This window comes from Arthrobacter sp. NPDC080073, assembly GCF_040686575.1.
Taxonomy (GTDB): domain Bacteria; phylum Actinomycetota; class Actinomycetes; order Actinomycetales; family Micrococcaceae; genus Arthrobacter.
Genome location: NZ_JBFBKR010000009.1, coordinates 139,297 through 152,971 on the forward strand (window position 1 = coordinate 139,297; position 13,675 = coordinate 152,971).

A 13,675-nucleotide genomic window follows, 5' to 3' on the forward strand; every position below is an offset into this window, starting at 1 on the left:
GGCGGATTTAGACGTCAGCGACCTTGCGGCCCTTGTATTCAAGGAACAGCGCAGTCCCGGCAGAGTCAGTGACGACCTTTGCCTGGTGCGGAAGGCTGTAAACAACCTGTCCGTTTTCGATGGTCTTGACCAAGTTGGGGGCAGTTGCCTTCCACTGGGCACGGCGGGCGCGTGTATTTGCGCGAGACATTTTCCGCTTGGGAACAGCCACGGCTATCTCATTTCTCTTTTAGTCAACACTTACTAATCAGTTTGCCGGTCGGTCTTAGCCAGTTCAGCTAGGGCAGCCCAGCGAGGATCCAGGTCCTCGTGGTGGTGCCCCGGCTCGCCTTCCAGACGCACTCCGCATATTGAGCAAAGGCCCTGGCAGTCTTCCCGGCACACCGGCTGGAACGGCAGCGTGGTTACAACCGCGTCCCGCAACACCGGTTCAAGATCGATTAGATCGTGCTCGACTCGACGTTGCTCTTCATCGTCTTCTTCGTCCGAAAGCTCGACGCCCTCATAGAAGAAAAGTTCTTGCACATTGACCTCAAGGTCATACGCAAGGGGATCCAGGCATCGTCCGCATTCGCCCTTGACTTCAGCGAACACGGTTCCAGATACCAGAATTCCTTCGTGTACGGCCTCAAGCCTCAGGTCGAGCTCGATATCCGAGCCTTCCTGAACGCCAATGAGTGCCACGCCAAGGTCACTTGGCGCGGGTACATGTTCCGTGAGCGTCCGCATGCTGCCTGGACTACGTCCGAGGTCCTTGACGTCCAGCGTCAAAGGCGAACTTGCATCTCGCTTAATGAGAACTCCTGTAGAACATATGACCGACGTACCATCTTAGCCTGAACGCGCGAGCTGACTCAAACCGGGTCAATTACAACGCGTTCTGCCCGAGGTACCGATCCAGCTTACCCGTTGCGGGACTGCTCCGCCGCCGACCCGCCAGCGAGGAGCCTCTTGAGCACCGATTTAGGCACGAAATCGGAGACATCGCCGCCCAGGAGGAAGATTTCCTTGATGAGCGTGGAGGACAAATGCAGGTAATGGGCCTCCGCCGGAAGAAAGACGGTCTCGACGCCGGACAATTGGCGGTTCATGGTGGCCATCGGAAGTTCGTAGTCAAAATCCGAGGACGAGCGCAGGCCCTTGACGATCGCCGAAATTCCCCGGTGCCTGCAGTATTCGGCCAGCAGTCCCTCGCCCATGGGCTCCACGATGATGCCCCGCAAGGAAGCAAGGGTCTGCCGGGCCATGTCCATGCGTTCTTCGAGGCTGAAGCGGTACTTCTTCGCGTAGTTGGTGGACACCGCGACGACGACTTCATCGAACAGGCCGGCGGCCCTGGCGATGACTTCCAGATGTCCGTTGTGGATAGGGTCGAAGGAGCCAGGGCACACTGCGCGTCTCATGGTTCGAACCTACCGCATCCCGGGCGGCAGGCACTATGGCGTTACCATGGCTGAAACGGCGGGCCGGACGAGCCGGAAGCCAGCACCCCAGGAAGGCAGCCCCACAGTGACGAGCCCGGCCTCTCTCAGCGAGAACACGTCCGTTGCCCCTTGGCAACGAGCCGCCAGCGGAGCAAACCTGCTTTCGGCCGACGGCAGCCTCGGAGTGACCATCTTCGAAGAGATGACCACCTTGGCAATATCCACCGGCGCGATCAATCTGGGCCAGGGATTTCCGGACGAGGACGGGCCGGCAGAAATCAAGGCAGCCGCGCAGGCAGCCATTACGGCGGGAGCCAACCAGTACGCGCCGGGCAAAGGCATCCCTGAACTCCGCGAAGCCATTGCCACACACCAGGAACGCTTCTACGGACTGACCCCGGACCCGCAGACCGAGGTCATTGTGACCACCGGGGCCACTGAAGCCATCGCGGCCTCATTGCTCGCATTCATCGAACCCGGCGACGAGGTGCTGACCTTCGAGCCCTTCTATGACTCCTACGGAGCCATCATCGGACTTGCCGGCGCCAAGCATGTGACCGCTCCCCTGTTGGCACCGGACTTCCTCCCTGACGTGGATGCCATGGAGTCGGCATTCAGTGAGCGCACCAAGGTTGTGCTCCTCAACAACCCGCACAATCCCACGGGCGCGGTCTTCCCGCGCGAGGTGCTCGAACGCGTCGTCGAGCTCGCCCGGAAATACGATGCCGTGATCCTCAGCGATGAAGTCTACGAGCACCTCACCTTCGGTGTGCAGCACGTTCCGGTCGCCAGCATCCCCGGAGCGGCCGAACGAACCGTCTCGATTTCCTCGGCCGGCAAGACGTTCTCGTTTACGGGCTGGAAGATCGGCTGGCTCAGTGGACCGGCCCACCTTGTGGCGGCGATCCGCACCGTCAAACAATTCCTCAGCTACAGTTCCGGCACTCCATTCCAAAGTGCGATCACTGTAGGCCTTGCCCTGCCTGATGAGTTCTACACCGGCATTGCGTCCACTCTCCAGCACAAACGGGACATCCTGGCCGAGGGACTGCGGGCCGCCGGCTTCGGCGTTTACACGCCGCAGGGAACATACTTCATCAACGTCGACACGGCGCCCCTCGGCATCAGCGATTCCGTGGACTTGGCGCGAAGGCTGCCGGGGCTCGTTGGAGTGGCCGCCATCCCTGTTCCCGTGTTTTGCCACCCGGAGGGCGCGGAGAGGACGCGGAGCCTTCTCCGATTCGCGTTTTGCAAAAAGACCGAAGTACTGGAGGAAGCCGCCGCCAGGCTGGCCACCTTGAGGGACAAGCTCTGACTGTGTCAACCGGGCAGAATCACGAGGGTCGGCGTTTCCTTCGGACCACCGGCCAACATGCCGCGATCGAAGCCGACACGCTGATTGACGGCGCCTACATCATGCGCATTGGCGACGCCGAGCAATCCCACGTCAATCTCGCGCATCCCGCGGAAATCTTCTACGAGTACCTGCGCAGGATCGGCAACGTGGTGGATCTGCTAGCGCCAGGCGGGCAAGCCATCACTGCCCTGCATCTCGGCGCGGGGGCCTTGACCCTGGCCCGCTACATCGAGGCGACGAGGCCCGGTTCGGAACAGCACGCCGTCGAACTCGAACGTGAATTGCTCGACTTCGTGCTGCAGAAGTTGCCCATGCCGGACGGCACCCGCTTGGAGACGCATATCGGCGATGCACGCGAAACCCTCGCCGGGCTGCCGGCGGAACTCACGTTCGACGTCGTGATCCTGGACATCTTCTCCGGTCCCGAGGCTCCGGCCCATATTGCCTGCCAGGAGTTCTACGAAGAGGCCGCGGCGCGGCTCCGGCCCGACGGGGTGCTCATCGTCAATGTCGGAGACGAGGCCGCCCTGACCTTGGTGCGCAGCCAGGCCGCGGCGATGCGTCGGGCGATGCCCGACGTCGCGGCCTTCGCCGAGGCCGGCATGTTCGCCGGCCGGTACCCCGGCAACATCATCCTGGTGGGGACGCGGCGGCCGTGGCCGGCCGAGTGGACGGCGGAACTCCTCGCCCGCGGGCCGCACCCCGCGGCGGTCCTGAGCGGAGTGGAGCTGGACCGGCTATCGGGCTAGCGCCGGCTATCTGCTAGCGCCGGATCTCCGGCGAGGGATCCGTTAGACGGGTTCGGCGAACCAGAGCTTGGTTTCGCCGTACTTCTTGTCGGCAAACCGTTCGAGGGTGTCCGGCCAGTCCGGTTCCGGGGACCGTGAGGAACGCTCGACGACGACCACCGCGCCTTCATCCAGGTGGAAGGCGAGCTTGGCGAGGACAGCCTTGAGGGAAGACTCATCCAAAGGATAGGGCGGATCCAGGAACACCAGGTCCCAGAGGACGTCATCCGCCGCGCGTTCCAGGAAGGACTCCACTTTCGAACGGCGGACGGAGACAATCCTGCGTCCCAGCACCTCGTTGGCCATGTCCGCGTTTCGCTGGCAGACCTCGGAGGCGCGTGCGTCGGATTCGACGAGTTCGGCCGAGCTTGCGCCCCGGCTGGCACTTTCGATGCCGAGCGATCCCGAACCCGCATAAAGATCCAAGACCCGGGCATCGTCGATCGCGTCGAGGGCCTCAAGGCGCGAGAACAACGCCTCCTTGACGCGGTCCGTCGTGGGCCTCGTTGCGATTCCCGGGACGCTGACCAGCGGATTGCCGCCGACCACGCCGGCAATGACCCGGCTCACCGGCCACCTCCCGGGGCGGCACACACACGCCTGCCAACACGTGCGGATTCCTTAGCCGCGTTCAAGGAACGCCTCCTTTTCGGGGTTTAGGTATTCGTCAATCGCGGCGGCCAGGGCCTGTTGGCCCGCCAACCCGGGATCGTCCGCGACGAGCCTCTGGGCGTCGGTGCGGGCGCGGGCGATCACGTCCTCATGCTCCAGGACCCGCAACAGCTTAAGCGTCGAACGCCCACCGGATTGCGAGGCGCCCAGGATATCGCCTTCGCGGCGCAGCTTGAGGTCTTCCTGTGAAAGTTCGAACCCGTCCGTAGTGGACGCAACAGCATCGAGGCGCCTGCGGCTTGGATGGCCGGGCTCGAGCGTCGTGACCAGCAGGCATGTGCCCGGAAGACCGCCGCGGCCCACCCTCCCGCGCAACTGGTGGAGCTGCGAAATGCCGAAGCGGTCGGCATCAAGGATCACCATCAGCGTGGCGTTATGGACGTCCACCCCCACCTCGATGACCGTGGTGGACACCAGCAACTGGGTCTGGTTGGCGGTGAACGAGGCCATGGTTTCGGACTTGAGTGCCGGATCCTGCCGTCCGTGGAGCGGCTCCACCCGCACGCCGCGGAGGGCCGGCTCCTGGCTGAGCGATTCGACGACGGCGGTCACCGAAGCAAGCTCCCTCGCGGGGCCCTCCTCCGAAAGTTCCGCGTCGCTTGGTTCCGCTTCGCCCGGGCTGAAGTCGCCGTCGTCGTCGTCTCCGATCTTGGGACATACCACGTACACCTGGTGGCCTGCGTCGATCTCTTCCCGCGAGCGTTTCCAGATCCGGCCCGCCCAGCCCGGGTTTTCCGCGAGCCCGACGACGTGGGTGGAGATGGGCGCCCGGCCGGCAGGGAGTTCGTCCAGCACCGACGTTTCCAGGTCGCCGAAGACTGTCATGGCAACGGTGCGCGGAATCGGGGTGGCGGTCATCACCAGCAGGTGGGGCGGCCGGTTGGCTTTGGCACGCAGGGCGTCGCGCTGTTCCACCCCAAAGCGATGCTGCTCGTCCACCACGATCAGGCCGAGGTCCTGGAACGAGGTCTTGTCACTGAGCAGCGCGTGGGTGCCGATCACAATGCCTGCGTTGCCAGAGGCCGCGTCCAGCATGGCTTGCTTGCGGGCAGCCGTCGGCATGGAGCCTGTCAGCAAGGCGACCTGGACCGAACCGGGGCCGCCCCGGGGGTCACTGTCCAATAATCCGCCCCCGCCCAGCATCCCGGCGCCTCCGAACAAACCGTCGCGGGCAAGCGGGCCCAGGGTCCTCCGGATGGAATCGAAGTGCTGTGCCGCGAGAACCTCCGTGGGGGCAAGCAGTGCCGCCTGTCCGCCGGCATCCACTACTTGCAGCATGGCCCGCAGGGCCACAATCGTTTTTCCGGAACCAACTTCGCCCTGCAGCAGGCGGTTCATCGGCGAGTCCTGTGCCAGCTCGTGGGAGAGCGTCTTTCCAACCGCGGCCTGGCCGGCCGTCAGCGTGAACGGCAACTGCCGGTCGAAGGCGGCAAGGAGGCCACCGGGCACTGGCCGGCGAGCGGTGGCCTCTTCGGCAGCCAGCTGGGCCCGGCGGCGCGCCAGCGCGGTCTGCAGAACCAGTGCTTCCTGGTAGCGGAACCGGTCGCGGGCGCGCTGCCAGTCTGCCGCCGTTTCCGGTGAATGGATCAGCCGGTACGCTTCCCCCACCCCCAGGAAGTTCTCCCGGGACGCGATTTCGGCAGGGAGCGGATCCTCGATGTTGTCCACATCGATGGTGTCCAGGAGCGTGGTGATGACCTTGTGGATGGACCAACTGGTGAGCTTGGCCGTGGCCGGATACACGGGAATGGGCATGGCCGCCAGCTTTTCCGGATCGACGGAACCGGCCAGTTCCGGGTCTTCGTCGAGCAGCATGAAGTCCGGGTTGGTCATGCCCAAGGATCCACCGTAGCGGCTGACCTTGCCGGAGAACATCACGCGGCGCCCGGGCTGAAGCTCAGCGCGGGCACGGAAGCCGTTGAAGAAGCTGATTTTAAGGGTTCCGGGGATCTGCTCGCCGCTGGCCTCGTCCGTGACGACGACGTCCGTCAGCGATCCCCGCCTTGCACGCATTTGCCGGGTTGAATTGGACAGGACCCGGGCGATGAGGGTGGCCTCTTCATCCAACGGCAGTTTGCTGATGGGCGTCAGCTCCCCGCGGCTCAGGTAACGGCGGGGAAAATAGTTCAGGAGCTCCCCGACAGTGTCCAGGCCAAGGTGCTTCCCGATGACGGACGCGGAGCGTTTGCCGATCCTCCGCTCGAGGGGAAGGTGGAGCTCAGTATTCATGCAAGTGCTGGCCTGCCGGAAGGCCTGGGTCGCGCGGCATCGAGAGCTGGCTGACGGAGATGTCGGTGGGGTCACCGAGTGAGCGGATCACGGCGACGGCAGGTTCAGCTTCCGGAACGTGGACATGCACGCGCCAGCGGTAGCTGGCTTCCGCGGCGTCGTCATCGTCATCGTCATCGTCGTCCCGCGCGTCGGTGCCTCCCGACGCGCCTCCCGACGCGCTGCCCACCTGGCTCGCGCTGCCCACCGGGCTCGCGCTGCCCACCTGGCTCATGATGACGGAGTCGCCGAGTTCGTCCAGGCGCTGGCGGAGCGTGGCCGCGGCGAGCGGTGAAAGGCTGATAGTGCACATGACCTCGACGCCGTCGTCGTCGGGCATTCCGGCGTGGATGTGCGGATCCTGCAAATCGTAGCCGTGCAGCCCGTCCAGGAGCTCATTCTGGAGTTCTTCGCCGAGAACAGCCGAACGAAGGCAGTCCAGGATCAACAACATGCCCACCCCGCCCGCGTCCACCACATGGGCGGCGTGTAGCGGAGCGAGTTGGTCCTCGGTTCGCACTACTGCATCCAGCGCGGCATTGACGGCGGCATCAAGGGCCAGCCCCAGCGCCTGGTTGCTGTCATCGCCGTTGTGCGCAGTATCGCAATCGCCCGCTGCCCTGGCTGCGGCTTCGAGAACGGAAAGCATGGTGCCCGGTACCGGCTCGCTTAAGGCCGACCAAGCCCGGATCTGGGCCCGGTTGAGGGCGGCGGCGAGCAAGGGCGCACTGAGGCGCGTGTGCCCGCCCAATGGCTCAGCCAATGCGCACAAGAAGACAGCGAAGAGTGTTCCGGAGTTACCCCGGGCCTGCTCCATGGCCGCCCGTCCTGCCGAGGCCAGAACGGCGCCGACGTCGTTTACCGGCTCATCCGCGGCCGAACGATCGGCGAACGTTGCCGCAGCGGCGCGGACGGTGAGGTAGAGGTTGGTGCCGGTGTCGCCATCTGCCACCGGGAAGATGTTGATGGCGTTGAGACGGTCGCTGTGGTTCCCGAGCGTCGTCTCCGCTTTGCCCAGCCACCGCTTCATGGCGTGCGTATTGGCGGCAATCTTAGTCTGCAAAGTGATCCCATCCCACGGTGTCAGCGGGCATTCCCGCTATCCGGACGCCGCTGTGCTGTCCTTCGGCAACGGCCTGAATCGAGCCTATCGCAGTGAAGCCGGAAGGTAGCTGAACATTTGCTGGAAATGTCGCCAGCAGGCCATGGTCCTCTCCGCCCCCCAGTATCCAGTCCATCGGATCAAGGCCAAGAGGAGCCGAGGCGGCTTCCAAGGGAACGGCGAGGGCCTTGAGCGCCACGGGGTCGAGGTCGAGTGCGACGCCACTGGCTTCGGCGAGGCGGACGCCGTCGCGCAAGAGACCGTCGGAGACGTCCATCATGGCGGTTGCTCCTGCCTTGGCACCCTGCGGTCCTGCGGCGAGGGGCGGCTGCGGCCGGCACTGGCTGTCCATGAGTGCGCGCTGGGCAGCGCTCAGCTTGCCTACGGGTATGGTGCTTTCGAGCAGGGCCAGGCCGGCTGCCGCGCGTCCGACAGTTCCGGCGAGGGCCAGGATGTCTCCCGGACGGGCCCCGGAGCGCAAGACAGCGGGGAGTCCGTGCATTGTCCCGACGACGGCGACGGTCACCGCGATTTCACGGCCACGGCCGAGGTCTCCCCCGGCAACCGAACACTCGGCAGCCCCCAAACCGACGATGCCGGCCGTCAGGCCATCCGCGAAGTCCTCAACCCACTGCACCGCAGTGCCGGGCGGCATGGTCAAGCTGACCACGAGTGACACTGCGGTACCACCCATCGCGTTGATGTCGCTGAGATTCTGCGCGGCCGATTTCCAGCCGACGTCGTAGCCCGTAGTCCGGTATCCGTTGTTCCAGTCCAGGCGGAAGTCCTGGTCCTGGGTCTGGGTGTCGATGGAAATAAGGGTCCGTCCATCCGGAGCGGCGACGACGGCGGCGTCGTCCCCCGGCCCGAGCAGCACACTGCTGCTGTGGTTCAGGCGCGGAAAGATGCGCGCGAGGAGCTCGCCCTCGGAGAGCTCGCCGACAGTCAGTTGTTCTATGGACACAGCTCTACGCTATCGCGAACCGCCGACAGCAAAGGGCTGTCCCTTGGCGCCAGGGGCTTGCCGCAGCCGCGATAGGCTTGATCAATGCAACAAACGAAAGCCGCTGTGTACGTCCGCGTCCTCTGTTCCTTGACAGCCGCGGCGGTTTCGGTCCTTGCCCTTGCAGCCTGCTCTCCCGTCGTCGACGTCAAGCCCGCGGCTGATGCCGCTAATGCTGCTTGTGCACCCATGATGGTGTCGCTCCCGGACACCATCGGAGACGCCGCCCTGCGGAAGACCAACAGCCAGGCCACGGCGGCATGGGGCGACCCGTCGGTGTTGATCCTGCGTTGCGGCGTCAACGTGCCCGGACCCACCACGGACCGTTGCGTCACCGTCAACGACGTCGACTGGGTCATCAAGGAAGGCAACCCGGTATGGACCCTGACCACGTACGGGCGCGAGCCCGCCACTGAAATCCTGATGGATCCGAACAAGATCAGCTCCGCCACGGTCCTTGCGGATCTGGCCCCTGCCGCGGCGAAAATCAAGGCCGTTCGCAAGTGCATCGGTCAGCCGGAGCTCCTGCAGAACCTGCCCACGGGCACCCCGCCGGGCAAGTAGCAAACCCAGCAGCCAGGCCGGTTGTCAGCCCAGTCTGTATCAGCGCAGGCTGGTATCAGCTCTCAGCGCAGGCCGGTTTTCCGGTTGAGCGCCAGGTAGATGAGTTCGTCGATCAACTCGGCATAGCCCAAGCCTGAAGCCGCCCACATTTGCGGGTACATGCTCTTCGGGGTGAACCCGGGCATGGTGTTGATCTCGTTGATGATGAGTTCGCCGTCCGGAGTGTAGAAAAAGTCCACGCGGCTGAGGCCTTCGGCGCCCACGGCATCGAACGCAGCCGCAGCGAGCTCGCGGACGCGGGCAATGGCCTCATCCGGAATATCGGCCGGGCAGCTAAGGGCTGCCGCGCCGTCCTCCACATATTTGGCATTGAAGTCGTAGAACTCGTGATCGCCCGGAGCGACGGCGATTTCCCCCGGCATGGAGGTCCGCGGGGCCGCAGTACCCCGTCCTTCGAGGACGGCGCACTCGATTTCGCGGCCAACAATCCCGGCCTCGATCACCAGCTTGAGGTCGTGCCGCCGTGCTTCTTCGATGGCGGCGTCCAAATCATCCATCGAGTCCACTTTGGAAATTCCCATCGAGGAACCGGCGCGGGCCGGCTTCACGAAGACCGGGAACCCGAGGCGGTCCACGCGCTTGCGCACGGCTTCGGCGTCGTTGATCCATTCACGGTCAGTGACGGCGATATACGGTCCCACCGTAAGTCCGGCGGCCTCGAAAACGACCTTCATGAAATGCTTGTCCATGCCGACGGCGGATGCGAGGACTCCGGCTCCGACGTAGCGGGTGTCGGACAGCTCCAAGAGACCCTGGATAGTGCCGTCTTCGCCCCAAGGGCCGTGGAGGAGCGGAAACACGACATCCACGGAGCCCAGTTCCTCGGGCACCGCATTCGGTGCCGTGACGATCAATTGGTGGGCTCCGCCCACTTCAGCGAGGGTTACGGTCTTTCCCGAAGGCAGGACCTCAGGCAAGGCCGAGGCGCTCAGCGACCACTGGCTGATGTCAGCGGAGGGAATCACCCACTGCCCCGACTTGGCTATCCCGATGGGGACGACGTCGTACTTGCTCTTGTCGATGGCGCCCATGACGCCGGCCGCAGTCACACAGCTGACGGCGTGCTCGCTCGACCGGCCGCCGAAGAGCACGGCGACGCGGGGCCGCCGATGTTCGGCCGGCTTCGCGGACTCGGCAGTTCCGGCAGGTCCAGGGGACTCGGCAGTTCCGGCAGACAGGGGTTCTTCGGTCACAGTCAGTAATCGCCTTCGGACTTCAGGGAGCGGGCCAGGAGCCTGGGCCCAAGTTCATCAACGGACAGTTTGCCTTCGAGGACGGCTACAACCGCCGCGGTAATCGGCATGTCGACACCGAGTTTTCCGGCCAGTTCGTAGACAGCGTACCCGGATTTGATGCCTTCCGCCGTCTGCGTCATGCGCTCGGTGACCTGATCCAGGGTCAAACCTTCGCCGAGCAATCGCCCCGCCGTGTGGTTCCGGGACAAGGGCGAAGAGCAGGTAGCCACGAGGTCCCCCAGTCCGGCAAGACCCGCCATCGTGCGCGCTTCGCCACCCAGGGCAAGGGCCAGCCGGGAGGTTTCGGCGAGCCCGCGCGTGATCACCGAGGCCTTGGTGTTGTCGCCCATTTGCTTGCCTTCGCAGATGCCGACGGCAAGGGCGATCACGTTTTTCACGATCCCCCCGATTTCGACGCCGACCACGTCGTTGCTCGTGTAGGGGCGGAAGTACGGTGCCGTGCAGTAGAGCGCAAAAGATGCAGCCGTAGCTTCGTCGCTGCAGGCCACCACGGACGCCGTCGGTTCCTGGCGCGCGATCTCCATTGCCAGGTTGGGGCCCGAAACAACGGCGACCCGTTCCTGCGGAATGTCGAGTTCCTCGGAAATGACCTGGCTCATGCGGGAATCCGTACCGAGTTCAAGGCCCTTCATGAGGGAAACGACCACGGCGCCAGGGGCCACCAGTGGCTTCCATTTGCGTAGCTGAAGCCGAAGCGACTGCGCCGGCACGGCCAGAATGACGATTCCGGCGCCCGAAAGGACTTCGGCCACATCTGTTGAGGCCGTGATGGAATCGGGCAGCGCTATGTCCTTCAAGTACTGGGCATTACGGTGCTCGGCATTGATCTGGGCAACCACTTCGTCCCGCCGGCCCCAAATGCGGATGATGCGCTCCGCATCGGTGGCAATTGCAGCATCAGCCAGGACCTTTGCGAATGTCGTCCCCCAAGATCCAGCGCCAAGCACGGCGACAACACCTGTGTCAGCTATGAGTTCTTCCCCTGAGGTCACTTCTGTCCGTCCGTGCCATCGGTGCCCGGCGTTCCTTCAGTCGCTTGGAAGCGACCGTGCTTCGACTGGTTGTGGGCGGCTGGGTCCCAGCGTTCCTCGGGCGGTTCTTCCCCGCGCAAGGTAGCAAGTAGCTCCGTGATTGCGCCCATGATGATGTCCGTAGCCTCGACCAAGGTGGCCCGGTCCAGTGGCCGGCCCTGGAAGGCGCTGAGGTCCACGGGCTCGCCTACCAGGATGCGGGATGTCTTACGGGGGAAGACATGCAGGCGTTTGGCGTAGCGGGGGAACACCTCGTGGGCACCCCAATGGGCAATGGGAACCACGGGGGCCCCGGTCTGGATTGCCAGGCGTGCGGCGCCGGTGTGGCCCTTCATCGGCCACAAATCCGGATCGCGCGTCAGGGTGCCCTCCGGATAGATGATGATGGCGCCGCCGGCATCCACCACTTCCTGGGCGGCTTGCAACGAGCGGTTCGCCCCCGTCGTCGAGCGCTCCACGGGAATCTGGTTAGTGGCGCGCAACAGGCTTCCCAGGACGGGGGCCTTGAAGAGGCCCGCTTTCGCGAGGAAATGCGGTGGACGCTTCATGTTGTAGAGCATGTGCCCCACGACGATGGGGTCGATCTCGGTGCAGTGGTTCGGGGCGGCGATGAAGCCACCCGCGGGGAGCCTTTCGGTCCCTTCCCACTTCTTTGCCATGAGGATGTTCATGAGCGGTCGCGCAACTCCCGCAAGAACAGCGAACATGGCACGGCTCTGGGCCGATTCCTTCAAGGTGTCCCCCGTTACTTGGATTCGGTGAGGTCGAAATCGGCGCCCAGCCCGGCGAGCTTTTCAGTGAAGCGCTCGTAGCCGCGGTTGATGATGTCAATCCCGGTCACCCTGGACGTGCCGGTCGCGGCGAGCGCCGCAATAAGGTGGCTGAATCCACCACGGAGGTCGGGAATGTCGATGTCGGTGCCTCTCAGCGGAGTGGGTCCTGAGACGACGGCGGAATGCAGGAAATTGCGCTGGCCGAAGCGGCATGGCACACTCCCAAGGCATTCGCGGTGGACCTGGATGGTTGCGCCCATGCGGGTCAGGGCATCGGTGAAGCCGAAGCGGTTTTCGTATACGGTTTCGTGCACAATCGATACGCCTTCAGCCTGGGTCAAGGCGACCACAAGGGGCTGTTGCCAATCGGTCATGAAGCCCGGGTGCACATCCGTTTCAAGGACGAGCGGGCTCAGCTTTCCGCCTGGGTGGTAGAAACGGATGCCGTCCTCGCGGATATCCATGCCGCCGCCCACTTTGCGGTAGGTGTTGAGGAAAGTCATCATGTCCCGCTGGGAAGCACCCTCCACGAAGATGTCTCCGCGGGTCACCAGGGCAGCGGACGCCCACGACGCCGACTCATTGCGGTCTGCCAGTGCGCGGTGGTCGTAGCCACCCAGGTCACGAACACCTTCGATCCGGATGGTTCGATCGGTCTGAACGCTGATGATGGCACCCATCTTCTGCAGCACAGCGATGAGGTCGATGATTTCCGGTTCAGTGGCGGCGCCGCTGAGTTCGGTGATGCCCTCGGCGCGCGTGGCGCTCAGCAGGACTTGTTCCGTTGCTCCAACCGACGGGTACGGGAGTGAGATCTTGGCGCCGTGGAGACCCTTGGGGGCGGAAATGTGGATGCCGCCCGGGCGCTTTTCGACGACGGCGCCAAACTGGCGGAGCACGTTCAAGTGGTAATCGATTGGCCGGTCGCCGATCTTGCAGCCGCCGAGATCGGGGATGAATGCTTCGCCGATGGCATGGATCAACGGGCCACACAGCAGGATCGGGATGCGGGAGTCCCCGGCATGGGCGTCGATTGCGGTACTGGACGCCGTCTTCGCGTTCTTGGGGTTCAGGGTGAGATCACCCGTGACGGGATCCTTCTGAACAGTCACGCCGTGGAGCTGCAACAGGCTGGTGACGACCTCCACGTCCTTGATTTCCGGGACGTTCCTCAGCACCGAAGGTTCGTTGCCGAGGAGGGAAGCCACCATGGCCTTGGGAACAAGGTTCTTGGCACCTCTGACGGTGACGCGGCCGGTCAAAGGGACGCCGCCGCGGATTGTCAGAACACTACTCATCTATACCGGTTTCCTCACGAGTTGACGCCCCCACACTTACGAAGGCTCCAGCTAAGCATAAAAGCTGACGTTACCGATT

General features: G+C 64.2%; 14 protein-coding genes. 3 read left to right on the top strand and 11 right to left on the bottom strand.

The features are described from left to right. Positions 1-7: 7 nt before the first annotated feature. The 3 genes from rpmF to coaD form a co-directional block, all read right to left on the bottom strand. The gene (gene rpmF / locus AB0O52_RS12570; RefSeq protein ID WP_028264646.1) at positions 8-211 is read right to left on the bottom strand and encodes a 50S ribosomal protein L32; all 204 of its coding nucleotides are present in this window, start codon (positions 209-211) and stop codon (positions 8-10) included. A 32-nt stretch (positions 212-243) separates the two neighbouring features. Continuing rightward, positions 244-771 carry a DUF177 domain-containing protein gene (locus tag AB0O52_RS12575; RefSeq protein ID WP_364537996.1) on the bottom strand — a complete coding sequence of 176 codons (528 nt, stop codon included), beginning with the start codon at positions 769-771 and terminating at the stop codon, positions 244-246. A 131-nt stretch (positions 772-902) separates the two neighbouring features. After that, on the bottom strand, positions 903-1,403 hold the full coding sequence (coaD, locus tag AB0O52_RS12580) for a pantetheine-phosphate adenylyltransferase (RefSeq protein WP_364537998.1): 501 nt from the start codon (positions 1,401-1,403) through the stop codon (positions 903-905). A gap of 46 nt (positions 1,404-1,449) precedes the next feature. Here coaD and AB0O52_RS12585 point away from each other — a divergent pair, with 46 nt between their 5' ends. Both AB0O52_RS12585 and AB0O52_RS12590 read left to right on the top strand, forming a co-directional pair. Next, on the top strand, positions 1,450-2,739 hold the full coding sequence (locus tag AB0O52_RS12585) for an aminotransferase class I/II-fold pyridoxal phosphate-dependent enzyme (protein WP_364538000.1): 1,290 nt from the start codon (positions 1,450-1,452) through the stop codon (positions 2,737-2,739). Positions 2,740-2,741: 2 nt separating this feature from the next. After that, positions 2,742-3,530, top strand: a complete 789-nt coding sequence (locus tag AB0O52_RS12590; protein WP_364538002.1) for a fused MFS/spermidine synthase — start codon at positions 2,742-2,744, stop codon at positions 3,528-3,530. Between the two features lie 42 nt (positions 3,531-3,572). On the opposite strand, the gene rsmD is transcribed toward AB0O52_RS12590, so the two are convergent. The 4 genes from rsmD to thiL are packed head-to-tail and all read right to left on the bottom strand — an operon-like array spanning position 3,573 to position 8,575. Continuing rightward, entirely contained in the window at positions 3,573-4,139 is a 567-nt protein-coding gene (rsmD, locus tag AB0O52_RS12595; protein ID WP_364538004.1) for a 16S rRNA (guanine(966)-N(2))-methyltransferase RsmD, read from the bottom strand. A 51-nt stretch (positions 4,140-4,190) separates the two neighbouring features. Next, positions 4,191-6,470 (bottom strand): ATP-dependent DNA helicase RecG, encoded by a 2,280-nt coding sequence (locus tag AB0O52_RS12600; protein ID WP_364538006.1) that lies wholly within the window; start codon positions 6,468-6,470, stop codon positions 4,191-4,193. Further along, on the bottom strand, positions 6,460-7,539 hold the full coding sequence (locus AB0O52_RS12605; RefSeq protein ID WP_364538056.1) for a DAK2 domain-containing protein: 1,080 nt from the start codon (positions 7,537-7,539) through the stop codon (positions 6,460-6,462). The genes AB0O52_RS12600 and AB0O52_RS12605 overlap by 11 nt, the downstream gene beginning before the upstream one ends. A gap of 22 nt (positions 7,540-7,561) precedes the next feature. Beyond that, the gene (thiL, locus tag AB0O52_RS12610; protein ID WP_364538008.1) at positions 7,562-8,575 is read right to left on the bottom strand and encodes a thiamine-phosphate kinase; all 1,014 of its coding nucleotides are present in this window, start codon (positions 8,573-8,575) and stop codon (positions 7,562-7,564) included. An 84-nt stretch (positions 8,576-8,659) separates the two neighbouring features. Between thiL and AB0O52_RS12615 the strand changes: the two genes are divergently transcribed. Next, positions 8,660-9,178, top strand: coding sequence for a DUF3515 family protein (locus AB0O52_RS12615; protein WP_364538010.1), 519 nt, complete (start codon positions 8,660-8,662; stop codon positions 9,176-9,178). Positions 9,179-9,240: 62 nt separating this feature from the next. Here AB0O52_RS12615 and AB0O52_RS12620 read toward each other — a convergent pair whose 3' ends face one another. Genes AB0O52_RS12620 through murA form a run of 4 tightly spaced genes read right to left on the bottom strand, consistent with a single transcriptional unit; the run spans position 9,241 to position 13,596 of the window. Further along, positions 9,241-10,431: a D-alanine--D-alanine ligase family protein gene (locus AB0O52_RS12620; protein ID WP_364538012.1), complete on the bottom strand. Its 1,191-nt coding sequence runs from the start codon at positions 10,429-10,431 to the stop codon at positions 9,241-9,243. 2 nt (positions 10,432-10,433) lie between these two features. After that, complete coding sequence (locus AB0O52_RS12625; protein ID WP_364538014.1) at positions 10,434-11,486, bottom strand: NAD(P)H-dependent glycerol-3-phosphate dehydrogenase; 1,053 nt, start codon at positions 11,484-11,486, stop codon at positions 10,434-10,436. Continuing rightward, a complete protein-coding gene (locus tag AB0O52_RS12630; RefSeq protein WP_364538015.1) occupies positions 11,483-12,259 on the bottom strand; it encodes a lysophospholipid acyltransferase family protein in 777 nt (258 codons plus the stop codon). Before AB0O52_RS12630 ends, AB0O52_RS12625 begins: the two co-directional genes overlap by 4 nt. An 11-nt stretch (positions 12,260-12,270) precedes the next feature. Then, on the bottom strand, positions 12,271-13,596 hold the full coding sequence (gene murA, locus AB0O52_RS12635) for a UDP-N-acetylglucosamine 1-carboxyvinyltransferase (protein ID WP_364538016.1): 1,326 nt from the start codon (positions 13,594-13,596) through the stop codon (positions 12,271-12,273). Positions 13,597-13,675: the final 79 nt, after the last annotated feature.